Annotated in this window: 25 protein-coding genes and 1 riboswitch; of the genes, 17 read left to right on the top strand and 8 right to left on the bottom strand. The window is 34.4% G+C overall.

Features of this window, described 5'->3' with window-relative positions:
- Positions 1 to 156 precede the first annotated feature (156 nt).
- Positions 157 to 1,653 (bottom strand): phage tail-like protein, encoded by a 1,497-nt coding sequence (locus AC061C_RS12305; RefSeq protein ID WP_478291414.1) that lies wholly within the window; start codon positions 1,651 to 1,653, stop codon positions 157 to 159.
- Positions 1,654 to 1,948: 295 nt separating this feature from the next.
- Between AC061C_RS12305 and polA the strand changes: the two genes are divergently transcribed.
- Positions 1,949 to 4,792 carry a DNA polymerase I gene (gene polA / locus AC061C_RS12300; protein WP_478291413.1) on the top strand — a complete coding sequence of 948 codons (2,844 nt, stop codon included), beginning with the start codon at positions 1,949 to 1,951 and terminating at the stop codon, positions 4,790 to 4,792.
- 81 nt (positions 4,793 to 4,873) lie between these two features.
- Here polA and AC061C_RS12295 read toward each other — a convergent pair whose 3' ends face one another.
- On the bottom strand, positions 4,874 to 5,896 hold the full coding sequence (locus AC061C_RS12295) for a LacI family DNA-binding transcriptional regulator (RefSeq protein ID WP_478291412.1): 1,023 nt from the start codon (positions 5,894 to 5,896) through the stop codon (positions 4,874 to 4,876).
- A 343-nt stretch (positions 5,897 to 6,239) separates the two neighbouring features.
- Between AC061C_RS12295 and rplM the strand changes: the two genes are divergently transcribed.
- The 5 genes from rplM to AC061C_RS12270 all read left to right on the top strand — a co-directional run bounded on the left by rplM (position 6,240) and on the right by AC061C_RS12270 (position 11,018).
- Complete coding sequence (gene rplM, locus AC061C_RS12290) at positions 6,240 to 6,695, top strand: 50S ribosomal protein L13 (protein WP_417945976.1); 456 nt, start codon at positions 6,240 to 6,242, stop codon at positions 6,693 to 6,695.
- Positions 6,695 to 7,081: a 30S ribosomal protein S9 gene (gene rpsI / locus AC061C_RS12285; RefSeq protein WP_066080508.1), complete on the top strand. Its 387-nt coding sequence runs from the start codon at positions 6,695 to 6,697 to the stop codon at positions 7,079 to 7,081. Before rplM ends, rpsI begins: the two co-directional genes overlap by 1 nt.
- 239 nt (positions 7,082 to 7,320) lie before the next feature.
- A complete protein-coding gene (gene rpsB, locus AC061C_RS12280; protein ID WP_417969476.1) occupies positions 7,321 to 8,118 on the top strand; it encodes a 30S ribosomal protein S2 in 798 nt (265 codons plus the stop codon).
- A gap of 109 nt (positions 8,119 to 8,227) precedes the next feature.
- Complete coding sequence (tsf, locus tag AC061C_RS12275) at positions 8,228 to 9,190, top strand: translation elongation factor Ts (RefSeq protein WP_478291411.1); 963 nt, start codon at positions 8,228 to 8,230, stop codon at positions 9,188 to 9,190.
- Between the two features lie 454 nt (positions 9,191 to 9,644).
- The gene (locus AC061C_RS12270) at positions 9,645 to 11,018 is read left to right on the top strand and encodes a S8 family peptidase (RefSeq protein WP_478291410.1); all 1,374 of its coding nucleotides are present in this window, start codon (positions 9,645 to 9,647) and stop codon (positions 11,016 to 11,018) included.
- Between the two features lie 365 nt (positions 11,019 to 11,383).
- Here AC061C_RS12270 and AC061C_RS12265 read toward each other — a convergent pair whose 3' ends face one another.
- The 4 genes from AC061C_RS12265 to AC061C_RS12250 form a co-directional block, all read right to left on the bottom strand.
- Positions 11,384 to 13,963 (bottom strand): hypothetical protein, encoded by a 2,580-nt coding sequence (locus AC061C_RS12265; protein ID WP_478291409.1) that lies wholly within the window; start codon positions 13,961 to 13,963, stop codon positions 11,384 to 11,386.
- A gap of 10 nt (positions 13,964 to 13,973) precedes the next feature.
- Entirely contained in the window at positions 13,974 to 14,621 is a 648-nt protein-coding gene (locus AC061C_RS12260; protein ID WP_478291408.1) for a GLPGLI family protein, read from the bottom strand.
- Positions 14,622 to 14,634: 13 nt separating this feature from the next.
- Complete coding sequence (locus tag AC061C_RS12255) at positions 14,635 to 15,405, bottom strand: GLPGLI family protein (protein WP_478291407.1); 771 nt, start codon at positions 15,403 to 15,405, stop codon at positions 14,635 to 14,637.
- A gap of 61 nt (positions 15,406 to 15,466) precedes the next feature.
- Positions 15,467 to 15,727, bottom strand: a complete 261-nt coding sequence (locus AC061C_RS12250) for a hypothetical protein (RefSeq protein ID WP_478291406.1) — start codon at positions 15,725 to 15,727, stop codon at positions 15,467 to 15,469.
- Between the two features lie 313 nt (positions 15,728 to 16,040).
- Here AC061C_RS12250 and AC061C_RS12245 point away from each other — a divergent pair, with 313 nt between their 5' ends.
- From AC061C_RS12245 to AC061C_RS12195, 11 genes are all read left to right on the top strand, one after another.
- Positions 16,041 to 16,694, top strand: coding sequence for a queuosine precursor transporter (locus tag AC061C_RS12245; protein ID WP_478291405.1), 654 nt, complete (start codon positions 16,041 to 16,043; stop codon positions 16,692 to 16,694).
- The gene (locus tag AC061C_RS12240; RefSeq protein WP_478291404.1) at positions 16,691 to 17,260 is read left to right on the top strand and encodes a DNA-3-methyladenine glycosylase I; all 570 of its coding nucleotides are present in this window, start codon (positions 16,691 to 16,693) and stop codon (positions 17,258 to 17,260) included. The genes AC061C_RS12245 and AC061C_RS12240 overlap by 4 nt, the downstream gene beginning before the upstream one ends.
- Before the next feature lie 37 nt (positions 17,261 to 17,297).
- Positions 17,298 to 17,394, top strand: a riboswitch (TPP riboswitch).
- A gap of 63 nt (positions 17,395 to 17,457) precedes the next feature.
- Entirely contained in the window at positions 17,458 to 17,664 is a 207-nt protein-coding gene (thiS, locus tag AC061C_RS12235; protein WP_478291403.1) for a sulfur carrier protein ThiS, read from the top strand.
- 186 nt (positions 17,665 to 17,850) lie between these two features.
- Positions 17,851 to 19,695 carry a phosphomethylpyrimidine synthase ThiC gene (gene thiC / locus AC061C_RS12230; RefSeq protein ID WP_478291402.1) on the top strand — a complete coding sequence of 615 codons (1,845 nt, stop codon included), beginning with the start codon at positions 17,851 to 17,853 and terminating at the stop codon, positions 19,693 to 19,695.
- Positions 19,696 to 19,795: 100 nt separating this feature from the next.
- The gene (locus AC061C_RS12225) at positions 19,796 to 20,395 is read left to right on the top strand and encodes a thiamine phosphate synthase (protein WP_478291401.1); all 600 of its coding nucleotides are present in this window, start codon (positions 19,796 to 19,798) and stop codon (positions 20,393 to 20,395) included.
- A complete protein-coding gene (locus AC061C_RS12220) occupies positions 20,368 to 21,123 on the top strand; it encodes a hydroxymethylpyrimidine/phosphomethylpyrimidine kinase (protein ID WP_478291400.1) in 756 nt (251 codons plus the stop codon). The genes AC061C_RS12225 and AC061C_RS12220 overlap by 28 nt, the downstream gene beginning before the upstream one ends.
- Complete coding sequence (locus tag AC061C_RS12215) at positions 21,116 to 21,748, top strand: thiamine phosphate synthase (protein WP_478291399.1); 633 nt, start codon at positions 21,116 to 21,118, stop codon at positions 21,746 to 21,748. Before AC061C_RS12220 ends, AC061C_RS12215 begins: the two co-directional genes overlap by 8 nt.
- Positions 21,735 to 22,505 (top strand): thiazole synthase, encoded by a 771-nt coding sequence (locus AC061C_RS12210; RefSeq protein ID WP_478291398.1) that lies wholly within the window; start codon positions 21,735 to 21,737, stop codon positions 22,503 to 22,505. Before AC061C_RS12215 ends, AC061C_RS12210 begins: the two co-directional genes overlap by 14 nt.
- Before the next feature lie 148 nt (positions 22,506 to 22,653).
- Positions 22,654 to 23,031, top strand: a complete 378-nt coding sequence (locus tag AC061C_RS12205; RefSeq protein WP_417969506.1) for a GxxExxY protein — start codon at positions 22,654 to 22,656, stop codon at positions 23,029 to 23,031.
- A 132-nt stretch (positions 23,032 to 23,163) separates the two neighbouring features.
- The gene (gene thiH, locus AC061C_RS12200; protein WP_478291397.1) at positions 23,164 to 24,285 is read left to right on the top strand and encodes a 2-iminoacetate synthase ThiH; all 1,122 of its coding nucleotides are present in this window, start codon (positions 23,164 to 23,166) and stop codon (positions 24,283 to 24,285) included.
- An 88-nt stretch (positions 24,286 to 24,373) separates the two neighbouring features.
- Positions 24,374 to 25,084: a HesA/MoeB/ThiF family protein gene (locus AC061C_RS12195; RefSeq protein ID WP_478291396.1), complete on the top strand. Its 711-nt coding sequence runs from the start codon at positions 24,374 to 24,376 to the stop codon at positions 25,082 to 25,084.
- A gap of 3 nt (positions 25,085 to 25,087) precedes the next feature.
- On the opposite strand, the gene aat is transcribed toward AC061C_RS12195, so the two are convergent.
- The gene (gene aat / locus AC061C_RS12190) at positions 25,088 to 25,726 is read right to left on the bottom strand and encodes a leucyl/phenylalanyl-tRNA--protein transferase (RefSeq protein WP_478291395.1); all 639 of its coding nucleotides are present in this window, start codon (positions 25,724 to 25,726) and stop codon (positions 25,088 to 25,090) included.
- Positions 25,727 to 25,848: 122 nt separating this feature from the next.
- On the bottom strand, positions 25,849 to 26,169 hold a 321-nt coding region (locus AC061C_RS12185), incomplete at its 5' end, for a DUF3127 domain-containing protein (protein ID WP_478291394.1).

Below are 26,169 nucleotides of genomic sequence, written 5' to 3'. Positions count from 1 at the left end.
TTTGACAAAATAACAAAAGATTTGAACAAACTAACTTGGCATTAATTAAAATTTAACGGTTGGTTAAGCTTCAAAAAAATGTTTTCTGAATGTAAAAAAAACTAAAACCGCATTATTACAAACAGAATAATGCGGTTTTGGAAATTTCAAAATATTCTATTTTACTACTAACGACAAATTAGGAGTTAAAATACTATCACCGTTGTTTGATGTTGTATACCTTTGAGCCCACACTTCGATATAGTCAGAATTATTTAACTCTACTAATGCATTAATTGGTACTACTACTATATCGTTTGCAGCTCCACCACGACCATATATTTTAAATTGAGAAAGCGTTAATCCATTTTTAGCAATATAAATTATATAGGTACCTGCTGCTGGTACCTGAAATGAAATTGACCCGGTTACTTGGCACAATCTTTTCTTCTTTCCCTCATAAATTAATCTATTACTTATACCTCCCGTAGAAAATCGAAACAAATTTGTAGAAGTTGAAACACCTACAACTTTAATAATTCCTGTTGGCTGGTTGGCTGGCCCTGAAAAACTTGTTGTAGCCCCCGAACCTACAGCATAATCAAAAGTAAAATCTCCAGCTGCACTTGCGTCAACTTCTGTTGGTATTCCCGAGCACCTTACATTCCAACTATTTGTGAAATTATAACCAGTGTAGCTACCTGTAGTATATCCATTAACATATTTTCCCGTTGAAAGTGTTCCAGTAAAAACGACAGACTCCATTACTGCATCTCCTGTTATTGTAGGATTTGCAGAAACATCTACTCCCACAGCTGTACCATTGACTTCACAGAAACCACCTTGTTTTTGTATCAAAGAAAATGTTCCAGTAAACTTTTCAAAGGTACCTAAATTAGTTCCAAACCAAGCGGTATTGTTTAATAGGACTCTTGAACAATTAGTATAAGTGATCCCTGTAGTATTTGCTCCATAATTAACAATTGAGAAAAATACTAATCCAAAGCCACTAATAGTTCCCACATTGGCTGAGCCAGAAACAATAGAATCTCTAAATAATAAACTTTGTGTATTACCCGAACCAACCAAATTAAAAACAGAACACCCTCCCGTAATAGTAAGATTTTTTACTATACCACCAGTTGCACCTTCAAATAGGAAATCACTTGATTTAAGCAGTTTATCCTCATTTGCATCCAATCCTACTAAATACGCATTATTTAAATCTATCGGGAAATTAACATTTATAGTTCCATTAATTTCATAGTAGGTAGTGCTATCTAATACATATTTAGCGCCCCCACCAGCAGCAAGTTCTGATGCTAGAACAGTCGCCAAAACATCAGTATATCTAATTCGTTTAAATTTTAATCGTCCCGTAGCAGCACTATTCATAACCGTCCAGGTTGCAGTCGATGAGTTGTAATAATGAAAAGCTTTTAAATCTGTATCGTACACCATCAAACCATCTGCTGGCGATGCTATGGCAGTTCTTTGCGCCGTTGTCATTCTGGGCGTCAACATCCCTTGAGTTGTCGATGTAATGTCTAGTACTGAACTAGCATTTGGGGTAACAGTTCCTATGCCCACTTGAGCAAACACATTTGTAGTCAATATTAAAAAAAATAACATACTGACTTGCAATACCTTTTTTGAAAAATAATTTTTTCCCATGATACAACAATTTAAAGATTAGTGAACTACGTCGCTTTTAATTCTAATGTAAATATACATAAATAATCGATTAAATACATAAATAAACGTTAAAAAGCATAATATGCTTAATTAATAGGTTAAATTCTTATTAATTTTTAGATTTAAAAATAATTAACCTTTTTTTTCTTATAGAATATAATTATACTTTTCTTGCAACAGAAACCAATACGCTAACAGAATAAGAATTGTTGAATTCCTTCACTTCATTTTCTCACAAGTTTTGTACTTTTGAACTCTTTACAAAATCACAACTATGTCAGCACAAAAACGACTTTTTCTCCTTGATGCCTACGCTTTAATTTTTAGAGGCTATTATGCTTTTATTAAAAACCCAAGAATCAATTCTAAAGGAATGGATACCTCAGCCATTATGGGGTTTATGAATTCCTTAATGGATGTAATCAAAAGAGAAAAGCCTGATCATTTAGCCGTAGCTTTTGATAAAGGAGGAAGCCAACTGCGAAATAATATCTTCCCAGAATACAAAGCACATCGAGACGCCACACCCGAAGCAATAAAAATAGCAGTTCCATACATTCAGGATTTACTAAAAGCCATGCACATTCCTATCATTGAAGTCGCAGGTTATGAAGCCGATGATTTAATAGGAACTATTGCAAAACAAGCCGAAAAGCAAAATTACCAAGTGTTTATGGTGACCCCAGATAAGGATTTTGCTCAGTTGGTATCCGAAAATATATTCATGTACAAACCCGCTCGTATGGGTAATGGAATTGAGATTTGGGGTATTCCTGAGGTTTTAGCAAAATTTGAAATCGAAAGACCAGATCAAGTAATTGACTTTCTTGGAATGATGGGCGATGCTGCAGATAACATCCCCGGACTGCCAGGCGTAGGCGAAGTAACTGCTAAGAAATTGCTGAAAGAATTTGGTACTATGGAAAATCTTTTAGCTAATACGGATAAGCTTAAAGGCAAAATGAAGGAAAACATTGAAGCCAACAAGGAAAAAGGACTGCTGTCCAAAACTTTAGCCACAATAATCCTTGATTGCCCTGTTGTTTTTAACGAAACGGACTATGAGCTTTCTACGCCCGATGTTGAAAAAACAGATGCACTTTTCAATGAATTAGAGTTTAGACGAATGGCGGAACAATTTGACGCCATTTTCAAAAAAGGCGATTCCGCAGCAACCACAACAAATACTGTTGACGACGCTAAGCTGTATAAAAAACCACAACCAAAAAACGAAGATCAGTTTGATCTTTTTGGGAGTACAACCGCAAATGATTCCGATGAAGAGGTGCGCCATCAATTTTATAAAACATTAGATAATACCTCGCATTCGTATCAAATTGTTCAAGGTGATTTGGGCCTGCGATTGCTGTTGCAAAATTTACAAAATCAAACTGCAGTGTGTTTTGATACCGAAACTACTGGATTAGATGCTTTGCACGCTGAGTTGGTAGGAATCTCTTTCTCTTACGAAAAAGGAAAAGGATTTTATGTTCCATTTCCCGAAAATCAAGAGGAAGCGCAAACTTTAATTGAAAAATTTATTCCTTTTTTCGAAAATGAAAGCATCGAGAAAATTGGTCAGAATTTAAAATATGATTTAAAAATTCTTTCTAATTACCATGTTACCGTAAAAGGAAAATTATTCGACACCATGATTGCACATTATCTGATTAATCCAGATATGCGTCATAATATGGATATTTTATCGGAAACGTATTTAAAATATGCACCTCAATCCATTGAAGTCTTAATTGGTAAAAAAGGGAAAAACCAAAAATCAATGCGAGATGTTGAACTGGAGGAAATCAAAGAATATGCTGTTGAAGATGCTGATGTGACCTTGCAACTCAAGGAAATATTCACTTTGGAATTAGACAAGACCGGAACCAAGAAACTTTTTGAGGAAATCGAAATTCCGTTGGTAAAAGTTCTGGCAGATATGGAAAAAGAAGGAATCCGTGTAGATGTGGATTTCTTAAAATCAATGTCGAAAACACTGGATGAAGATATTAAAATATTAGAAACAAGCATATTTGAAACTGCAGGAGAAAAATTCAACTTGGCTTCACCAAAACAGCTAGGTGATGTTTTATTCGATAAATTAAAAATTGGCGGTGTAAAGCAAAAGAAAACCAAAACCGGTCAGTATGCAACAGGCGAGGAAATATTAAGTTATTTAGCTGCCGAAAACCCAATTGTAAAAGACATTCTAGATTGGAGACAGTTGGTAAAACTACAAAATACTTATGTCGAGGCTCTGCCAAACCAAGTTGACAAAATCACAAACCGTATTCATACCGATTACATGCAAACGGTGGCCGCAACAGGTCGTTTGAGTTCGAATAATCCCAATCTACAAAACATCCCTATTCGTACCGAACGTGGAAGACAAATTAGAAAAGCATTTGTAGCTAGAGACGAAAATTACACCTTAGTCTCTGCGGATTATTCCCAAATAGAATTGCGCGTAATTGCTGCATTAAGTGGCGAAGAAAACATGATTAAAGCGTTCCAGAATCAGGAAGACATTCACAAATCTACCGCTTCAAAAGTATTTAATGTCCCGCTGGAAGAAGTAACTCGCGAGCAACGAAGCCATGCCAAAACGGTAAATTTTGGAATCATATACGGTGTTTCTGCTTTTGGATTAAGCAATCAAACCAATTTGTCTCGCAAAGAAAGTGCTGATTTGATCGAAGCCTATTACCAGACGTATCCCCGATTAAAATCTTATATTCAGGAGCAAATAGATTTTGCAAGAGACAATGGTTTTGTACAAACTATAGTGGGGCGCCGTCGTTATTTAAAAGACATTAACTCCCAAAACGCTATTGTTCGTGGTGGAGCAGAACGCAATGCGGTAAATGCACCTATTCAAGGAAGCGCTGCTGATATTATCAAAATTGCGATGATTAACATTCATCAAAAACTAACATCTGAAAACTGGAAAAGTAAAATGTTGTTGCAGGTGCATGATGAATTGGTGTTTGATGTACATAATGATGAACTCGAAAAAATCAAACCGATGATTAAACACGAAATGGAACAAGCATTCCAGTTAGATGTTCCGTTGGAAGTTGATTTAGGAGTAGGAAAAGATTGGCTGGAAGCGCATTAAAATGATCTTCCTCATCACAAAAAAAATGGCTAATCATTCAAAAACGATTAGCCATTTTTTTGTTGCTATAACAATCAGTTACTACAATTTTCTTGTTGACTCTCTTTCTTTTAATTTTGTTTTAATGACAACGGTTTCATAAGGGACATACTCTTCTTTAGATTCTAATCTGTCGATAAGCAATTTTGCAGCAACCTCACCTATTTCAATTCCGTGCTGACTTATTGTTGTTAAACTGGGAGTCAATCTGCGAGAAGCCAAAATTCCGTCAGCAAAACCAATTATTGAAATATCTTCTGGAACTTTAAATCCTTTTTTTAAGGCCAGACGCAATGCAGTAACCGAGTCGTTCTCTTCAATAGCAAAGATTCCGTCTATTTTATTCTCGAATATTTTTTCTATTTTCCCTGTCAAATCCTCTTCAGCATCCGTTCGAATAATAATACTAGAATTAATAGCAATACCATTATTTTCTAATGCTTTCAGATATCCGTCGGCTCTTAGCTTACCTACACTCAAATTATCAATTGAGGATATCAAAGCAATATTTTTGCACCCCAAATCAATAAGGTGCTGTGTTGCATTACGTGCAGAGTCGAAATCATCTACAATTACCTTGTCGCAATCAACCCCTTCTGCAATTCGATCAAACATCACTATTGGAGTCCCATCATTAATAATTGCTGAGAAATGATCGTAATCTTGATTTTTCTGTGCTTCCTCAGACACCGAAACAATAAATCCATCAATAGTGCCATTACTCAACATTTCCAGTGTATGTGCTTCTTTATCTGCTGATTCATTAGAAATACACATAATCACGTTATATCCCTTTCCATCGGCCATTTTTTCTATGCCACTAAAAACTTTAGCAAAAAATGAATTCAGAATATTTGGAATAATCACACCAATGGTTTTCGTCTTTCTATTCTTGAGATTTATACCAATTACATTGGGTTTATAATTTTTGAGCTTAGCATATTCTTTAATTTTTATCTTCGTTTGTTCGCTAATCTCTGGACTATCGTTCAATGCTTTAGAAACTGTAGATACAGAAACATTTAATTCCTTTGCGATTTGTTTTAAAGTTGCTTTGGCCTTCATAGATGAAATATTAGAAAATATATGGTGGGTTTTGAAGAATAAAAAACATACAATATAGCTATAAGCTGTTTTAAAACCAAAAATAGCCAATAAAATATAATATTGAGTTCAGAAAATTAGAAAAACACAATTAATCAAAATAAAAACATACAACGCTCTAGTAGAATTACTTCAGAAATGTGTGTCACCATTTTATAACTCGGCACATAATCTTAAATATACATTTGATAATCAGGACAAATACCAGATAAAAATATTCATTTAAGGTATTTGTATTTAAAATAATTAATTGTACTTTTGCAACCCCTTTATTGGGGATGGAATGTTTAATTAAAAATATATTATGGACGCATTAAGCTACAAGACACAATCAGCAAGCAAAGCCACCGTTACAAAAGAGTGGATTGTTGTTGATGCTGATGGTCATAACTTAGGTCGTCTTGCTTCAAAAGTCGCTATGATTTTGAGAGGTAAGTACAAGCCAAGTTATACACCACACGTGGACTGCGGAGATAACGTAATCGTTATCAACTCAGAAAAAATCAACCTTACAGGTAACAAAATGGACGAGAAGACTTACATCCGTCACACTGGTTACCCAGGAGGTCAAAGAACTTTAACTGCTAAAGTATTGCAAGCAAAAAATCCTGCATTATTAGTAGAGAAAGCAGTAAAAGGAATGTTACCTAAAAATAAATTAGGTGCTGAACTTTTTAGAAATTTAAATGTTGTTGTAGGTTCAGAGCACAAACAAGGCGCTCAAAAACCAAAGACAGTTAACCTTAACGATCTTAAATAATGGGAGTTATTCACAAAATCGGTAGAAGAAAAACCGCTGTTGCACGTGTTTATGTTTCGGAAGGAACAGGAGTAATCACTGTAAACAAAAAAGCATTCGAAACGTACTTCCCAACGGCAACTTTACAGTACAAAGTATTACAACCAATGTCTATGACAGAAAATGTAAGCAACTTTGACGTTAAAGTAAACGTCTATGGTGGTGGTTCAACTGGTCAAGCAGAAGCTGTAAGAATGGCATTGGCACGCGTTATGTGTGAGGTAAATGCAGAAAACAGAGCTATCTTGAAACCAGAAGGTTTGTTAACAAGAGATCCAAGAATGGTTGAACGTAAGAAATTCGGTCAGAAGAAAGCTCGTAAGAGATTCCAATTCTCTAAACGTTAATATTCAATCTGGATTTAATTCAGGTTCTCACGTTCATAGTCTGGTTTTATTATCAGCTTAAACAGAGAAGATACTGAAATAAATTTAGCATAAAAATTTAAAAACACAGTTGTTGTTGCTCTCCTATCGAGGTAGGAAATAGTTTAGCATCTAAATAAGTCGAAAGTCTAAAGGCGCAAGTCTCAAAGTCGTATCAAAGAAGCTTATTGCTAATCAACAGAACGTAAACTAGAACAAAAATGGCAAACAAAATAGAAGTTAAAGACTTACTAGAAGCAGGTGTTCACTTCGGACACATGACTAGAAAATGGGATCCAAACATGGCTCCTTACATTTATATGGAACGTAATGGTATTCACATTATCAATCTATATAAAACTGCAGCAAAAATTGAAGAAGCAAATGACGCTTTGAAAAAAATCGCTGCATCAGGTAGAAAAATATTATTCGTTGCTACCAAAAAACAAGCAAAAGACATCGTTGCTGAAAAAGCAAAAGCTGCAAACATGCCTTACATCACTGAAAGATGGCCTGGTGGAATGCTAACTAACTTCGTAACTATCCGTAAAGCTGTTAAAAAAATGGCTACTATTGATAAAATGAAGAAAGATGGTACATTCATGACCCTTTCTAAAAAAGAGCGTTTGCAAGTAGATCGTCTTCGTGCTAAATTAGAGAAAAATTTAGGTTCAATCGCTGACATGTCAAGACTACCAGCTGCATTGTTCGTAGTTGATATCAAAGCGGAACATATCGCAATAAAAGAAGCTCAAAAATTAAACATTCCAGTTTTTGCAATGGTTGATACAAATTCTGATCCTCGTGAAGTAGAATATGTAATTCCTGCAAATGATGATGCTTCTAAATCAATTGATAAAATTTTATCATTAGTTACAGCTGCTATTGTTGAAGGACTTTCTGATAGAGGTTCTGACAAAGAAGGTGATGCTACTGCTGAAGTTGTTGCTCCTGCTGCTGAGGCTGTAGAAGTTGCTCCTGCTGTAGAAGCTGCTGCTCCAACTGCAACTGAAGAGTAAATAAACAATTACGAATTATGAATTATGAATTATGTAAGTTTTACATAATTCGTAATTTGTAATTCGTAATTTCTTTTAAAAGAATTTTCAATTTTAAAATAAAAAAATTATGGCAACAATTACTGCTGCAGATGTAAATAAATTAAGACAAACTACAGGTGCCGGAATGATGGACTGTAAAAAAGCTTTAGTTGAAGCTGAAGGAGATTTCGATAAAGCTATACAAAACCTTAGAGAAAAAGGACAAAAAGTTGCTGCTAATCGTTCTGACCGTGAGTCTAGCGAAGGAGCTGCTGTTTCTTTTATCAATGCTGACAAAACTAAAGGAGCGATCATCACTTTAAACTGTGAAACAGATTTCGTGGGTAAAAATGAATCTTTCGTAACTTTAGCTAAAGAATTAGTTGAAAAAGCGATTAACTTCTCTTCTAAAGAAGAATTCTTAGCGTCAGATTTCAACGGAATGACTGTTGCTGAAAAATTGATCGAACAAACTGGTGTTATCGGTGAAAAAATCGAAATCGGTGGTTTTGAAATTTTAGAAGGTGCTTTTGTTGGATCTTATGTTCACGTTAACAAAATTGCTGCATTAACTGCTATTTCTGCTGCTGTACCTAATGCAGAAGTTTTGACTAAAGACGTCTCTATGCAAGTGGCATCAATGGGAGCTGATACATTATCTTACAAAGATTTTGACCCTGCTTTTGTTGAGTCAGAATTAGCTGCTCGTATTGCTATCATCGAAAAAGAAAATGAAGAAGCAAAACGTTTAGGAAAAACTTTAAAAAATGTTCCTAAATACATTTCTTTCTCTCAATTAACTGAAGAAGTTTTGAAACAAGCAGAAGAAGATGCAAAAGCAGAATTAAAAGCAGAAGGCAAACCAGAACAAATTTGGGATAAAATTATTCCAGGTAAAGTACAGCGTTTCATCTCTGACAACACTACTTTAGATCAAGAAAAAGCATTATTAGATCAAAACTTCATCAAAGATGACAGTAAAAAAGTTGGTGATTATGTTAAAGAATTCAAGGTTGAAATTACAGGTTTCAAAAGAGCTGCTTTAGGATAGATTCATTTTGATTTCAAATAATTGCTATTTGATTTCAGATTTTAATACAAAGCCCCATTTCAAATCATTTTGAAATGGGGCTTTTTTACATACAGTCAAAATTTGCCTTTTTGATCTCAAATTAGCTTAAATTGGAATATCCTAAATCCATCACATATTTTTCAATAAATTCACTATCGCACTTTAAAACAAGAATGCACTACCCTTACATAAACTACCTATAAACGTGCAATTTTAATAAGTTTACACAAAAACACCACCCCTATATTTTAGAAAAAAACCTTTAGAAAACAACTTTCTACTCTACCTCTTGAAATTTTTATTTTTATTCAAATATTAGATAAAATTAAATATTTATAACAATTTTATAAGAATAGAATAAATTTTTAATATCAATACTTTGTTATTATCATTTTTTTAATATTTTTACAACTGTTAACCAAACCATAAAATTATGAAAAATTTATTTTTGGGCGCTTTAGCCCTGCTTACTATTTCCTCTTGTAGTGATGAAAACAATAACGCTACAGCCGAAGTACAAAATAAAGTGCAACCTGCATTTGTAGCTAATCAAATACTTATTAAATTCAAACCTACAAAATCAGGAGAAAGAACATCCAATACCATTTTATCTCTGATTGGTGGTTCGACAATTGAGGTAATTAATACCAAATCCATGCAATCTTTAAGTGCGAAAACAAAAGGCCAAGAAGGAAAACTTTTATTAGTAAATTCAGATTTGGGTACAATGGAAGCTATTGATCTAATTAAAGACCTCAAAGAAGTAGAATACGCAGAACCTAACTGGATTTACAATCACCACGCTGTGTCAAATGACACGTACTTCACTAATAGCTCTCTTTGGGGGATGTTAGGGTCTACAACTTCTCCATCAAACCAATTTGGTTCAAATGCAGCAGTAGCTTGGGCAAACAATAAGCTAGGATCCGCAACTGTATACATCGGAATTATTGATGAAGGCTATATGTATACCCACGAAGATCTTGCAGCAAATGCTGGTAAAAATCCTGGAGAAGTGGCTGCAAATGGTGTAGATGATGACGGGAATGGCCTTGTTGATGACGTTTATGGCTGGGATTTTGCAGGAAACAACAATACTGTTTTTGACGGAGTTGACGATGATCACGGAACGCACGTAGCAGGTACAATTGGTGCTGTAGGTGGTAATGGAAAAGGAGTTGCTGGAGTTTTATGGAACGTTAAAATGCTAAATGCTAAATTTTTAGGAGCAACAGGCGGGACATCTGCCAATGCAATAAAAGCAGTTGACTATTTCACTGATTTAAAAACAAGACAAGGCTTGAATATTGTAGCTACTAATAACTCTTGGGGAGGAGGAGGATTCTCGCAAGCCCTTCAGGATGCAATTGAAAGAGCTAATTCTGCTGGAATATTGTTTATTGCTGCGGCAGGAAATAGTGGAACTAACAACGATGCTACACCAAGTTATCCAGCAAGTTACCCTAATGCAAATATTATTGCAGTTGCATCGATTACAAGTACCGGAGCATTGTCTAGTTTTTCTCAATACGGAGCTACATCAGTAGATATAGGAGCCCCAGGTTCTGGAATTTGGTCTACAGTTCCTACAAGATCTAAGGGCCAGAATATTTCTAGTTACGCTAGCTATAATGGAACTTCTATGGCAACTCCGCATGTTTCTGGAGCAGCTGCTTTATACGCATCCTTAAATCCTGGAGCAACGGCAGCGCAAATTAAAGCGGCACTTTTGAATAGCGCTACACCTACTGCATCACTTTCAGGAAAATGTGCAACAGGCGGCCGATTAAATGTAAGTGGATTCTAATATCTTAAAACATAAAAAAACAAAAAGAGTACACTAGTTGTACTCTTTTTTTATGACCAAGATTTTGCATTGCCTTAAAATCTAAATTGTCTAAAATAGTATACATACAAAGTGTAAATTGTGTGTTGTTTGATGATTATTGCAGCAAATTATGATTATATTACCCATAACAAATAAAGCGTTGTTGCTTATAGTAAATCTTGACATAAAGATTTTATCGTTACGGATTTTAAAAGCGCAATTGTAGGATGAAGTTAGTATGAGAAAAAAAACAATCACACTAGTGAATCTCGAAACCCGTAATAATTTAAAAACACCATTTCAAATCATTTTTGAAATGGTGTTTTTAAATTTTAGGACATCTCTTACAATGAAAAATTAATGCCTAGCATCAAATATCCAGGTCTAATTGCTAGTCTTGAAGTAGTGAAAAAACTTGCATTTGCTGTATTTGTCAATAAAGTGGACTGATTCAGATTTAGAATATTGTTTCCATTGAAAAATAATTTCCAATTTTTATTCGCAACATACTGCATATTTGCGTTTAGAAAATATAAGGAATTAATTGCATAACCTGAATTTTGATTGTCAACTGTAAAACCCAAGTCCCATTTTAACTTTGTATTATTTTTACCTCTAAGGGATAACGTAATTTGTTGATTTTGACTTGTATTTCTGAAACTGCTACTACTTTGTTCAACAGAGCGCTGAATAAAATTATAATCAATTCCAAACTGAACATCTGATTTCCTAAAATTGGAGATTAATTGCATACGGCTGGTGAAATTTTGAGTCTCCGTTTCATTATCAAACCCATTAAATTGAGATAAACCATTTGATTTTAAATAAAATAATGTTGTTTTAATCGATACAGGAAACCGGTTCAATTTTAAGTCATAAAGAGCTAATCCTCTCATGCTTTTTCGATCTCCAGTTGTAATACCGGTGGTTTCAATAAAATCGAAATTATAGATCGTATTTGTCGACACCGAATTTTGCTCTACATCATAAGATAAAGTGGAGAAAAACACACTTTGATTCCTCGCGTTCACACTGAAATATTGCAATGAAAAACTATTTTTAGGCATTACTTGATAATAATTAATCCCAGAAGGTTTAGAAATAGTTTGAAAATCTAGCACCATATCCGTTTGCTGCAGTTGACTCATTGCAGGTAACTGATGATTTAATGAATAATTAAAAGTTATTTTATTTAGTCCCTTAAAATTATAAATTAAGCTCAAATTAGGTTCTAATCTAGTTAAAGTGTTTTCCGTGACTTGAAATGAACTGTTTACTAACGTGGAGGAAAAACCCAAAGCAGACTGAAATTTAGCGTTCCAATTTTTTAACCAAGAAAAATTGTTCTGTATGGTTTGTCGATTTAATTTTACAGCTGTATTATTACTTTCATAGTCCAAAATGGTATTCTCAAATCTAGTTTGAAGTGATGAAAAATTTATTTTTACAGTAAAAATATTTGACTTTAACGTCTTTGTGAGTACATTATTCCAACTCAAATTGACCTCCTTATTGTTTTGGCTTTGATAAATTGTATCTAACGCAGTACCAAACAAATCTTGTTGAGAAAACAAGTTGATTTTTTGACCATTATTATCTACTGAATGTCGCACCATACTTTTATAATTAATAGTTTTAAAAAGTGTGGTTTGTACTTTTGCAACTTGAGCAAAACTAAAATTGGTACTGCTTTTGGCATAGAATAATTGGTTAGCAGAACGCATTAAATCTTGATCATCTTCGTCTACATTTGGAGTAAATCCTGCTACATAGGAAATGAAGGTTGTTTTAGATTTATTAAACTCCCATTTTAGAACACTATTGTTTAAGCTGTAGGTAGCCTCTTTATTTTCACTAAATAAAACTTGACTTTGTGTTTGTCCAATATTTGTTTGAAGTCTGGCATTCTCCTCAATAATATTCGTTTTATTAAAAATATTTGACACCGTAATTTTGGAGCGTTTACCTATTAAACTAGTATAGTTCAAACCCACAAAAGCATTTTTTTTATCTTTAATAAAAGCGTTTGGATTTAAAAAAGTGGGAGTTTCAATAGGTTTAAAGCCCTCATTTTCACCATCAACTTCGGAAACAATTCTCATTTCATTGTAATCCTCTCTTGAAATTGGTGTTTTTGCAATCGTATTGTAATCTGAAATAATAGCAAGATTTCCCTTTTTAAAAAATTTAAACGCATTAGAATGAAAACGAAACGAATTATTTAGTCCCGCTGCCAATTCAAAATCCGTAACCCACTTATTTTTATAACTATCTTTAGTTTTTAAGTTCAATGCAATTCCTTTTTTGCCACCACTAGCCTGCGCAAAACCAGAGTAATTAGTTAACAAATCGATGCCTTCAATCATGTCTGCATTAATATTTTGGGTCGCCATTTGATGTTTGTTTCCAAAAAACTCATTCCCATCAACAAGAACGTTATCAATTTGTTGCCCTTTGTACAATACTTTGCCATTTTGGTCAATATCCAGACCTGGAAGTTTTTTAATTACATCTTCGATTTTATTTTCGGTACCATCAACCACAGCTTTTAAGTTATACGAAATAGTATCACCCTTTACCTTCATTATTTTAGGTCTACTGGTAATAATCACATTTTTAAGTTGATTCGTTTCAGTTAGTAATGTAACTGTTAATAATTCCTCTTTTTGAACTAAAAGCACCTCTGTAATAGGTGCAAAACCTAATTTTTTGATAGTTATAATATACGATCCAACGGCTAATTGCTTTTCGATAAAACCATTTGCATCAGTAGTCCCAAAAGCAATTTGATTACCCTCTTGACTAATTGCAACTATAGCTCTTTGTATAGGGACTGTAGCATCATCAATAGCTTTAATACGAATAGTATGCTGCGAAAAAAGCAATACAGGAAATAAAAGAAATATGATGAATTTAATTTTCATTTAAAAAATACTACAAAAAATTGATAGGCAATGTTTGCTTAAGTTCAACTTTTTGTGCTAAAGTGGTACTATTTCCATATTTATACGATAATACAAGACCATTAATAAACGGTAAATCACTTGGACTTCCTAAAACTTTCAGATCGTTTGTTGCATAAACAGTTAACAACTTATTTTTAAAAGTAGTGGTAGCTTCATAACAGGTGTAACCCAAAATTTTAATTTTTTTATTTGTAATTTTCCACTTGACAGCAGCTATTTTCTCAGTTGTTACCTGATCTTTTATTTTGGTTTTAATGGTGTTTGTTTTGAAGTTCTTCAATACTTTAAGGCTAGGATATGATCCTTCTAACGACAAATCTTTTGAGAACAAAACTCCAGATGTTCTATCATTAGAGCTAATTGTACCTTCTTGTTTTTTATTAATCTGTTGTGGTTTGATTTCATAATAAACAACACTACCTTGAATAATCATAACTGATTTCTTTTTTATACTATTTAATTGTTGCAAAGCAGCAGCCCTAATGTGAACAGGCAAATCTTTCAAAGATTCCTCTTTAACAACAGTGTTTGTTTCAAAGAAAACTTTCATTGCAGTTTGCGAATAACAAATCATACAAACAAAATTAACTACAATACATAATATTAACTTTTTCATTTTATCCTAATTTTTAATTCCCCGCTTTTATAATTATAGAATTCGACTCGAATTTTTTTCCAAATTCATCAGTATAGGACTTTGGCTTTCTAGATTCTTCGATTTTATTTTTTAATTCCAGTTCTGTAATAAAGGGAATCTTTTTATTCACACCGTCCACAACTACTTTTTTATCAAAAAATTCTATTTTCGTAACATATACAACCTTCTTTTTAGACTCAGTACTTAAAACTAAGCCCGGTATTGCGGTCATTGTAAACGGCCCATCAATTATTGGGATTTCTTGGGTGTACCAATATTGAATAGTGTCATTTTTTGCCGAAACCGTAAAAGCAGACAAGCATGTATACCCATCAATAACTTTAGTCCTTTTATCATATATAATATCTTCAACCATAAAGGGTTGCTCAACATAATACTCTTGATCTTCAACTGTAGCACTCTTAATTATAGACTGCTTAGTAAAGTCCTTCAGAATCCATACATTAAATGGTTTTATAAAGGTTCCTTTATTTATAGATGTTTCAGAATTAGCCTCAGTAGAAGGAATTACAATTTCCTTTTCGATAGTACTTTGAAATAACGAATTATCCCCATTATTAATCAATTCAAAGGTTTTAGGTTTTCTAAAGGCTGCTTTAAATTCTTCGCTAGCACCACCCGGAATCTGGCTAAAAAAAGCATCGCTATAAAAAATTTTTTGCTCATAAGTGATTTTGACACTTTGTTGAGCGTTTGACGAATTATAAAAAACAAGTAAGTAAAACAATTGAAAATATTTCATGAGATTTTATTTAATAGGAGTGGCGTCCCACTCCTAGATATTAATTACAAATTACTATATCCTAAACACAAACTGTAATTTCGTATTTATGAAATGTTAATATCATTCCTCCTTCACCATCACTTTCACCATCAGCCCATCTGAATTCAATAGTCACACACATATCTTTAGCCTTATCTTCGCTTTGAAAGTCGGATTCTGTTTGTAATTGTGTTTTAACCTCTGTTTTAACTTCACTTTTGTTTAGTACCTCTTTATCAGCTGCAAACGAAGTTAAAGAAAAAGCAACTAATAAAGTTGCACTTAATAAGAATTTTTTCATAGTTTAAAAATAATTTGATTGTTATCTCACTAAACTTTTTAGTAAGAGGTTTTGGACGTCCGAGTACAAATCAAAAAAAAAAAAAAAACAATATAACCTAATCTATTTACTACAATTTTATAAATTATTTTATTATTATTCCTATAATGCTATAAACATTGGACTTGCCAAGTTTTTTAAAGCAAACATATCCTATAAAATTACCTTTCATTATATCAGCTGAATAGATACCAACTTTTACGAGTGAAAAATTTGCCATTTGCCTAATCTTAAAAAAGATAAAATCCCTAATTTTGAAATCAAAACTATAGCTATGTTCAAAACCAAAAAAGAACTTGTATTCGTTATTCTCGCCGGAATCTTCATTACTAACGCCGTTACTGCTGAACTCATCGGAGGTAAACTCATTCAAATAGGACCGTTTGTAATGAGCATCGGCATTATACCATGGCCTATTGTTTTCTTGACAACCGATTTAATCAATGAGTATTTTGGAGAAAAAGGAGTCAAAAAATTATCCCTAATTACAGCAGGATTGATCGCCTATTCTTTCCTCATTTTACTTTTGGCCCTAAATATCCCTGCCGCAAAAGGCATTAGTCCGGTAAATGACGCGCAGTTTACTGCTGTTTTTGGTCAAAGCATGTGGATCATTGTAGGAAGTATTGTTGCTTTTTTAGTTTCACAATTAATCGATGTGACTATTTTTTGGTTTTTCAAAAATAAAACTGGAAATAATAAGATCTGGCTCAGAGCTACGGGTTCAACTGTTATTTCTCAGTTATTCGACTCTTTTATTGTTTTAGGAATTGCTTTTTGGTTACCCGGAAAAATAAACTTCGATACATTTTTAACCTCTGCATTAACGGGTTATACATTTAAACTTGGTATTGCCATTCTCTTGACTCCCTTAATTTATCTGGGTCACTACATGATCAAAAATTATCTAGCCTCCGAAAAAGAATGATTATAATTGATAAAACACGTTGCGGCTGGTGTCATTCCAGTGATTTATACATGAAATACCATGACGAGGAATGGGGCGTTCCCGTATATGATGACACTTCACTATTTGAATTTTTACTCCTTGAAACCTTTCAAGCAGGCCTAAGTTGGATAACAATCTTGAACAAAAGAGAAAATTTCAAAGCTGCTTTTGATCACTTTGATTATAAAAAAATTGCACAATATTCTGATGATAAAATCCTTGATTTATTGCAAGATGCTGGTATCATACGCAACAAACTTAAAGTTTATTCGGCAGTCACCAATGCACAAGCTTTCCTAAAAATCCAAGAAGAATTTGGAAGTTTTTCGCAATACATTTGGGCTTTTGTAAATCACAAACCTGTTAACAACTTCCTAAGAAACTTAAAAGAAGTTCCTGCTACTTCACCAATTTCTGATGCTATAAGTAAAGATTTAAAAAAACGCGGATTCAAATTTGTAGGATCTACCGTTATGTATGCCTTCATGCAAGCCACAGGCATGGTCAATGATCATGTAGAAAATTGTTGGAAACGAAATTCATAATTTACAATTCATAATTCATAATTTTCATTACATTTGCTCCACACTTTAGGGGTGTCTACAACATTGTAGGCTGAGAATTACCCTCTGAACCTGATCTAGTTCATACTAGCGTAGGGAAAAGTAAGATGACTTCCGTGCATATTTATGTGCCATTGTAGCCATTCCTAAAGTATAACTGTATACTAAATTCAAAAGGAATGGAGCTTAAAATTAACAATCAAACGAAACAATTTCCAACGGACAGTCTTTCTGTTCAAGCACTTCTTGACTTGGAAATTCCTGAAAAACAAAACGGAATTGCCGTAGCCATTAACAATACTGTGATTCCAAAATCTGATTGGAATTCTCACCCCATACAAGAAACCGACGACATTCTCATCATCTCTGCAACTCAAGGAGGATAGTTTGGCTGCTCGGGCGGGCTATCCATTTCAAGTCCGCAGTTGCAATCCTATAAAACATAGTCTTAGTCAAAGCTTCCTTACGGTCGCTTCACTAATCCTTGTTTTATTTGGCTTTCCACTTTACGGGCTTTCCATTTCTATCCCTAGCAGAAGACAAACACTCATCAAAACATAAACTACTGAACAATGAATAACGAAGAAAAAATCTCAAGAACTCCTTTCCCAAACTCTACAAAAATTTACGTAGACGGAACCATTCACCCCATAAAAGTAGCGATGCGAGAAATTGCATTAGCAGACACTAAAATGTCAAACGGACGAATAGAAAAAAACCCGCCAGTAACCGTTTACGATACTTCGGGCCCATTTACCGATCCAAATATTGAAATCGACATTCGAAAAGGATTGCCACGTATTCGCGAACAATGGATTTTGAACCGTAATGATGTAGAAGAATTAACAGAAATCTCATCTGAATATGGAAAAAAGCGTTTGAATGACGAAAGACTAAACGAATTGCGATTTGAATATTTGCACAAACCCATGCGTGCCAAAAAAGGGGCCAATGTTTCTCAATTGTATTATGCAAAACAGGGAATCATCACTCCCGAAATGGAATACATTGCCATTCGTGAAAACCAACGCTTGGAACTAATAAACGAACAAACCAAAGCCATGCAATGCCAACACGAAGGAAATAGTTGGGGCGCAAACACTCCCTCCTTTTCGGAGAGGTCTGGGGTGGGGAAAATCACACCTGAGTTTGTACGTAGCGAAGTTGCCAGAGGCCGTGCCATTATTCCAAATAACATCAACCATCCCGAAAGCGAACCCATGATTGTAGGTCGTAACTTCTTGGTGAAAATTAATGCGAATATCGGGAACAGCGCCGTAACCTCAACTATCGAAGAAGAAGTAGAAAAAGCAGTTTGGGCCTGCCGCTGGGGAGCTGACACGATAATGGATTTATCAACCGGTAAAAACATTCACGAAACCAGAGAATGGATTATCCGAAATTCTCCAGTACCTATAGGAACGGTACCCATTTACCAAGCTCTAGAAAAAGTAAATGGCGTGGCCGAGGATCTCACTTGGGAAATCTATCGCGATACGTTGATAGAACAAGCCGAACAAGGTGTTTCTTATTTCACTATTCATGCCGGCGTTTTATTGCGTTACATTCATTTGACTGCGGAACGGGTTACCGGAATTGTCTCCCGTGGCGGTTCGATTATGGCAAAATGGTGTTTGTATCACCACAAAGAAAACTTTCTTTACACCCATTTTGAAGATATATGCGAAATCATGAAACAATATGACGTAGCCTTTTCACTAGGAGACGGTTTGCGCCCAGGTTCTATTGCCGATGCTAATGATGCGGCTCAGTTTGCCGAATTAGAAACCCTTGGGGAACTGACAAAAATAGCTTGGAAACACGATGTTCAGGTATTTATTGAAGGCCCTGGTCACGTACCAATGCACATGATTAAGGAAAACATGGACAAACAATTAGAACATTGTGATGAAGCGCCATTTTATACTTTAGGACCATTAACAACTGATATCGCTCCAGGTTATGACCACATTACTTCTGCGATTGGAGCCGCAATGATTGGCTGGTATGGCTGTGCGATGTTGTGTTATGTTACGCCAAAAGAACACCTAGGTTTACCCAACAAAAAGGATGTTAAGGACGGTGTAATCACTTATAAAATCTCAGCACATGCAGCAGATTTGGCCAAAGGTCATCCCGGCTCGCAATACCGTGACAATGCATTAAGCAAAGCACGTTTTGAATTCCGCTGGGAAGACCAGTTCAACTTGTCCTTAGACCCAGATACAGCTCGTGAATTTCATGATGAAACTTTACCTGCTGATGGTGCAAAAGTCGCTCATTTTTGCTCTATGTGTGGGCCAAAATTTTGCTCTATGAAGATCTCACAAGAAATTCGTGATGTTGCCGAAGCCGAAAAAGGAATGGCAGCCAAATCAGAAGAGTTTATTGAACAAGGAAAAGAAATTTATATTTAAAACTACTAACCTGCAAAGTTTATAAAACCTTGCAGGTTTAATACAACAACCAAATTAATACTTACAAGCTCAAAAAAGATCTTGCAGCAAATTCAGAACTATGATTATAATTTCTAGCCCAACTCCACAAGTCGGTGAAATCGAAACCATTCATTCTCTTTTTGAGAATGGACTAGAGTTGCTTCATGTTCGAAAACCAGAATTTACTAAACTCGAAATGGAAGTTTTTGTTACAGCAATTAGACAAGAATATAGAAACCAACTTTCATTGCACAGTCATCAACAATTGGCAGAAGCATTTGGAATTAATCGCATTCATTTTACAGAAAAGAAACGAAATGAAACATCCGAAAATTGTTTGAAGGATTGGAAAGAACGAGGATTTAAACTCTCTACTTCCATTCACAGTATGAGTGACTTTGAAAAATTATCTAATGTTTTTGATTACGCATTTTTTGGACCCGTTTTCGAAAGTATTTCTAAACCAAAGTACGTTTCAGATATTGATTTTGAAAAAGAATTAAAACAAAGAAACAACAACAAAACTGAATTAATTGCTCTTGGAGGAATTACATCTGAGAGAATCAAAACTGCATTGAATTCTGGTTTTGATGATGTGGCGCTTTTAGGTACCATCTGGAACAGCAACAACCCAATAGAAAATTATAAACTATGTCAGCAAATCGCCCTTTCGTATTAACAATTGCAGGTTTTGATCCTTCTGGAGGCGCAGGAATTCTTGCAGATGCGAAAACATTTGAGCAGCATCATGTATATGGATTTGCAGTGAATACAGGCAATACCATTCAAACTGAAAATGAGTTCTTCGAAATACAATGGACTGAATTAGATTTTGTTTTGAAATCATTAGAAAAATTGTTCGAAAACTACATTATTAAAGCCGTCAAAATTGGAATTATTCCTTCATTAAATTATTTAAGAGAAATTGTTTGGGTTGTGAAAAAACTTTCGCCAAAAACAAAGATTGTTTGGGATACAGTTTTAAAGTCCAGTAGCGAATTCCATTTTACAACCATCGAAAATCAAGCTATTTTGATTGAGATATTAAAAGAAATAGATTTAATAACACCTAATTATAATGAGATTTTACAATTGTCTTTGAGAGAAAAAAATCCAGTTTTAATCGCTCTTGAACTTTCAAAATACTGTTCCACTTTACTTAAAGGAGGTCATAATCCATTTGCTGTAGGCATTGATTATTTATATACCAGAAATGAAATCTTCAGGCTTGCGCCAAATAGCACTTTAGCTTCCGAAAAGCATGGCTCCGGCTGCGTATTATCATCCGCTATTACAGCCAATTTAGCCTTGGAACAAGACCTGAAAACAGCATGTAGCAACGCCAAAAAATATATAGAAACCTATTTACAATCGAACCAAACCAAATTAGGATACCATTATGAATAACCAATTACAATATATTTCGCAAGGAAACACAGTCGAAGAACAAGTATACAACATCCACAAAGCATTGGATAATGGTTGTGATTGGATACAAATGAGATTCAAAAAAAATTATTCAGATGATGCGTTTACTTTGGCGGAAGCCGTAAAAATGTTGTGTAAAGAATATTTAGCAACTTTTATCATCAATGACAATGTTCATTTAGCTAAGCAATTGGATGCGGATGGAGTTCATTTAGGTTTGAGTGATATGAGCGTTAAAGAAGCAAGACTCATTTTAGGTAAAACAAAAATCATAGGAGGTACCGCAAATACTTTTGAAGACGTGCTTCAAAGAACAGGCGAAAATTGTGATTATATTGGTTTGGGACCATTCCAATTTACAACTACTAAACAAAATTTAAGTCCAATTTTAGGACTAGAAGGATATCGTTCGATTATCGAACAAATGAAGGCGAAAAACATCCAAATCCCCATTTATGCCATTGGAGGAATCACACTGGAGCATGTAGAAAGTTTGATGAAAACTGGAATTCACGGTATAGCGGTTTCAGGTTTGATTACACAAACTGAAAATGCTTCGCAACTGATAAAACAACTTAACGACAAATTATATGTTACCATTTAAAATAGGAGATAAAACCTTTGAATCCCGCTTGTTTTTGGGTACCGGAAAATTTGGTTCGAATCAACAAATGGAAGAAGCCATTTTAGCATCTGGGAGCGAGTTAGTTACTGTCGCACTAAAACGTATCGATTTAGAAACCGAAACAGATGCTATTTTAGCACATTTAAAACACCCAAGAATTAATTTATTGCCCAATACTTCGGGTGCAAGAAATGCGAAAGAAGCCATTTTTGCTGCGCAATTAGCCCGCGAAGCATTAGAAACCAATTGGCTTAAACTCGAAATTCATCCTGATCCAAAATATTTACTGCCTGATGCAATCGAAACTTTAAAAGCTACAGAGGCATTAGCCAAATTAGGATTTATCGTTTTGCCTTACATTCATGCGGATCCGGTTTTATGCAAACGTTTGGAAGAGGTAGGAACTGCAGCGGTAATGCCTTTGGGCTCGCCAATTGGAAGCAACAAAGGATTAAAAACTATCGATTTTTTAGAAATCATTATCGAACAAAGTAGAGTTCCCGTGATTATAGATGCCGGAATTGGCGCGCCATCTGATGGTGCAAAAGCAATGGAACTTGGAGCTGATGCGGTTTTGGTAAACACTGCGATTGCAGTGGCAGGAAATCCCAAACTGATGGCTGAAGCTTTTAAAGAAGCGGTAATTGCAGGACGAAAAGCATACGAAGCACAATTAGCACAAAAAGTAAATCGAGCGGTGGCTTCGAGTCCTTTGACTGCATTTTTATACGAGTAATTTTTAAATTAGCACGCAGATTTTACAGATTTACGCAGATAAAAAGTGAAAACAGATTTAAAAAATTCAAGGTACTAAACAATTACGTTTATCATTTTTGAAATAAAACAACTACATTTAATTAATGCTAATTTTTAAATTCAAAAAAATGACAGAAAATGAAATTTCATATCAAATAAGAGGAGCAATTTTCAAAGTTTATAACACACTAGGTCCCGGTTTGTTTGAGTCTGTATATGAAAGCGCGTTATACTATGAATTAACTAAATTGGATTTGAAAGTGCAGAGACAAATTGAAATCACCATTCCTTATGACGAAATCATATTAGATGTTGCTTTCAAAATTGATTTACTAGTTGAAGATAAAGTAATTATTGAATTGAAATCTGTGGAAGATTTAGCACCTATACATTATAAACAAATTACAAACTACTTAAAACTTACTAATAAAAAACTAGGAATTCTGGTCAATTTCAATACCGTCACTATTTTAGATGACATTAAACGAATTGCAAATAAAATATAAATTGAGGATTAAAAATCAGCCCGCAGATTTGTGAAGATGAAAATTAAAATAAATAGTTAAAAAATCTGCGAAAATCTGCAGAATCTGCGTGCCAAAAACAGCATTTTCTTTTTGCAGTAAAAAAACAAAACAATGAAAACATTTAAATCGGTTTTTGACAACTACGATTGGAATACCATTAAATCCAAAATATACAGCACAACAACAGTAGAAGTCGAACAGGCGTTAACCAAAAACAAGCGCAATCTCGATGATTTTCTGGCATTACTTTCACCTGCTGCTCAACCCTATTTAGAGCAAATGGCGCAACAAGCCCATGAATTAACTAAAAAAAGATTCGGAAAAACAATTCAGATGTATGCTCCTTTGTATTTAAGTAATGAATGTCAGAACATTTGTACGTATTGTGGTTTTAGTTTAGATAACAAAATCAAGCGAAAAACACTTACCGAAAGTGAAATTACGCTAGAAATTGAGGTCTTAAAAAAAGCGGGATTTGATCACGTTTTGTTGGTGACTGGCGAAGCAAATCAAACTGTAAACATTCATTACTTTCTAAAGGCAATTACTCAAATAAAAAATGATTTTTCTACTATTTCAGCCGAAGTGCAACCACTGTCAACAGAGGAATATGCGCAATTACATGAAGCTGGTGTTTATTCGATTTTAGTGTATCAAGAAACCTATCATCGTGATGTTTACAAGCAATACCACACAAAAGGGAAAAAATCCAATTTTGATTTTCGTCTAGATACACCAGACCGAGTGGGAACTGCCGGTATTCATAAAATTGGATTGGGCGTTTTATTAGGATTAGAAGATTGGCGTACAGACAGTTTTTTCAATGCTTTGCACTTAGATTATTTACAAAAAACGTATTGGCAAACAAAATATGCGGTTTCTTTCCCCAGATTGCGACCGGCAGAAGGAGTTATTAAGCCTAACTTTATCATGGATGATAGTGATTTGACCCAGCTCATTTGCGCCTACCGTTTGTGGAATGAAGATTTAGAAATCTCCCTGTCGACCCGTGAAAATGAAAAATTCCGTGATAATATTATTCCAATTGGGATTACTAGTATGAGTGCCGGTTCTAAAACGAATCCTGGTGGTTATGTTGTTGATCCGCAATCCTTGGAACAATTTGAAATCAGTGACGAACGATCGGCTTCAGAGATTGCAAAAGTCATTTCCAGTAAAGGATATGAACCTGTTTGGAAAGACTGGGATAAAATATACAGTCAAATGTCATAAAGTCTTCATGTCGAAAGAACTCAACATAAATTTTTTATCTTCTTTTGACTTTCAACTTTATGACTTTCAACTTTAAAACTAAACCAAAATGAGTGTTATTCAGGATTTTCTACGCTACAACCGACAAATGATGGTACCAGAAATAGGTGATTTGGGGCAGAGCAAACTCAAAAAAGCTAAAATTTTAGTAATAGGTGCTGGCGGATTAGGGTGCCCTATCTTGCAATATATAGCAACAGCTGGCATAGGAACCATAGGAATTGTAGATTTTGATACAATAGAATTACACAATTTACATCGCCAAATTCTGTATACTGAGGAGTACGTTGGTCAATCAAAAGCAATTACTGCAAAATCAGTCTTAGAAACTTTAAATCCATTGATTACTGTTATCGCCTTTGAAAAAAAATTAACAATTGAAAATGCAGCTCAAATTATTAAAGACTTTGATGTGATTGTTGACGGTTGTGACAACTTCGAAACCCGCTATCTGGTAAATGATATTTGTGTACAACTAGGTAAATCATTAATATACGGAAGCATTTTAAAATTTGAAGGTCAAATGGCGGTTTTCAATCATAATGGAAATAAGAATCTTCGTGACTTATTCCCTGAACCACCAAATCTAAAAGACGTTCCAAATTGTAATTTGAATGGTGTATTAGGCACGCTTCCTGGAATCATAGGCACGATGATGGCGCAGGAGACGTTGAAACTGATAATGGATTTACCAACTTTAGAAAATGAATTGGTACTATTTAATACACTGGATTGGAGTTTTAAGAAACTGAAGTTTTAAATGCTAATTGCTGTTTAATATTTCCATAAAATCGATTCTGTTAATTTCTCTACAACCCAAACTTTCTAAATGTGGATTATAAACTTGGCAATCCAATAGCTTGTAATTTTCTTTTTTTAATTGGTTTACCAAAGCAATAAAAGCGACTTTTGAAGCATTAGAAACTTTAGAAAACATACTTTCCCCACAAAATACATGACCCAAATCAATACCATACAAACCTCCTACTAAGATGTCATTTTGCCAAACTTCAATTGATTTTGCTATGCCTAATTGGTGAAGTTCACAATAGGCTTCGATCATGTCATTTGTAATCCAAGTACCGTTTTGACCCTCTCGTTTGATATTTTGACAATTTGAAATTACGTCCCTAAAATTTTGATTGAATGTTATTTTAAAAATATTTCTGTTCAAAATATTCCGCATGCTTTTGGAAACAATTAATTCATCCAAAAATAAAACCATACGGGGATTGGGTGACCACCAAATAATGGGTTCGCCATCTTCAAACCATGGAAAAACACCACTTTTGTAAGCTAGTTGTAATCGTGCCGGAGTCAAGTCACCACCAATAGCAAGAATCCCATCCTTATTGGCTTCAGAAACTGGCGGAAAAAATAAAGCTGGAGATAAATAATACATTTTTTAATTTCAAAAATCAAGGACAATGGCAATTCCGAAAATCAATTTCAAAAAAAAACCAAATTCCAATATAAAGACAGGCTCAATTTGGAATTTGGAATTTAAAAATATAACTTTTTATTTTAGAACGGCAAATCGTCTGCTTCTTCTTCGTTTAAGTTGGTTGCTGGTGCAAAAGCTTCAGCAGCAGGCATAGGAGGCATTTGTCCAGCAGAAGGAGTTTCAACTTGTAACTTCCCTATTCTCCATCCTTGGATCGTATTGAAATAAACGGTTTCTCCCTGCGCATTTGTCCACTCTCTACCTCTTAAATTGATGTCTATTTTTACAGCTTCTCCTACTTGAAAAGTGTTCAATAAGTCACATTTATCTTGAACAAATTGAACTGAAATGTGTTGTGGATATTGCTCATCTGTTGTTACTACAACATCTCTTTTTTTGAA

The sequence above is a fragment of the Flavobacterium sp. GNP010 genome (assembly GCF_056428945.1).
This window is presented reverse-complemented; position numbering and strand designations above follow the sequence as displayed.

Coding starts and splice junctions, on each gene's coding strand:
- AC061C_RS12305 (WP_478291414.1), bottom strand. CDS start 1,653: ATGGGAAAAAATTATTTTTCAAAAAAGGTATTGCAAGTCAGTATGTTA.
- polA (WP_478291413.1), top strand. CDS start 1,949: ATGTCAGCACAAAAACGACTTTTTCTCCTTGATGCCTACGCTTTAATT.
- AC061C_RS12295 (WP_478291412.1), bottom strand. CDS start 5,896: ATGAAGGCCAAAGCAACTTTAAAACAAATCGCAAAGGAATTAAATGTT.
- rplM (WP_417945976.1), top strand. CDS start 6,240: ATGGACGCATTAAGCTACAAGACACAATCAGCAAGCAAAGCCACCGTT.
- rpsI (WP_066080508.1), top strand. CDS start 6,695: ATGGGAGTTATTCACAAAATCGGTAGAAGAAAAACCGCTGTTGCACGT.
- rpsB (WP_417969476.1), top strand. CDS start 7,321: ATGGCAAACAAAATAGAAGTTAAAGACTTACTAGAAGCAGGTGTTCAC.
- tsf (WP_478291411.1), top strand. CDS start 8,228: ATGGCAACAATTACTGCTGCAGATGTAAATAAATTAAGACAAACTACA.
- AC061C_RS12270 (WP_478291410.1), top strand. CDS start 9,645: ATGAAAAATTTATTTTTGGGCGCTTTAGCCCTGCTTACTATTTCCTCT.
- AC061C_RS12265 (WP_478291409.1), bottom strand. CDS start 13,963: ATGAAAATTAAATTCATCATATTTCTTTTATTTCCTGTATTGCTTTTT.
- AC061C_RS12260 (WP_478291408.1), bottom strand. CDS start 14,621: ATGAAAAAGTTAATATTATGTATTGTAGTTAATTTTGTTTGTATGATT.
- AC061C_RS12255 (WP_478291407.1), bottom strand. CDS start 15,405: ATGAAATATTTTCAATTGTTTTACTTACTTGTTTTTTATAATTCGTCA.
- AC061C_RS12250 (WP_478291406.1), bottom strand. CDS start 15,727: ATGAAAAAATTCTTATTAAGTGCAACTTTATTAGTTGCTTTTTCTTTA.
- AC061C_RS12245 (WP_478291405.1), top strand. CDS start 16,041: ATGTTCAAAACCAAAAAAGAACTTGTATTCGTTATTCTCGCCGGAATC.
- AC061C_RS12240 (WP_478291404.1), top strand. CDS start 16,691: ATGATTATAATTGATAAAACACGTTGCGGCTGGTGTCATTCCAGTGAT.
- thiS (WP_478291403.1), top strand. CDS start 17,458: ATGGAGCTTAAAATTAACAATCAAACGAAACAATTTCCAACGGACAGT.
- thiC (WP_478291402.1), top strand. CDS start 17,851: ATGAATAACGAAGAAAAAATCTCAAGAACTCCTTTCCCAAACTCTACA.
- AC061C_RS12225 (WP_478291401.1), top strand. CDS start 19,796: ATGATTATAATTTCTAGCCCAACTCCACAAGTCGGTGAAATCGAAACC.
- AC061C_RS12220 (WP_478291400.1), top strand. CDS start 20,368: ATGTCAGCAAATCGCCCTTTCGTATTAACAATTGCAGGTTTTGATCCT.
- AC061C_RS12215 (WP_478291399.1), top strand. CDS start 21,116: ATGAATAACCAATTACAATATATTTCGCAAGGAAACACAGTCGAAGAA.
- AC061C_RS12210 (WP_478291398.1), top strand. CDS start 21,735: ATGTTACCATTTAAAATAGGAGATAAAACCTTTGAATCCCGCTTGTTT.
- AC061C_RS12205 (WP_417969506.1), top strand. CDS start 22,654: ATGACAGAAAATGAAATTTCATATCAAATAAGAGGAGCAATTTTCAAA.
- thiH (WP_478291397.1), top strand. CDS start 23,164: ATGAAAACATTTAAATCGGTTTTTGACAACTACGATTGGAATACCATT.
- AC061C_RS12195 (WP_478291396.1), top strand. CDS start 24,374: ATGAGTGTTATTCAGGATTTTCTACGCTACAACCGACAAATGATGGTA.
- aat (WP_478291395.1), bottom strand. CDS start 25,726: ATGTATTATTTATCTCCAGCTTTATTTTTTCCGCCAGTTTCTGAAGCC.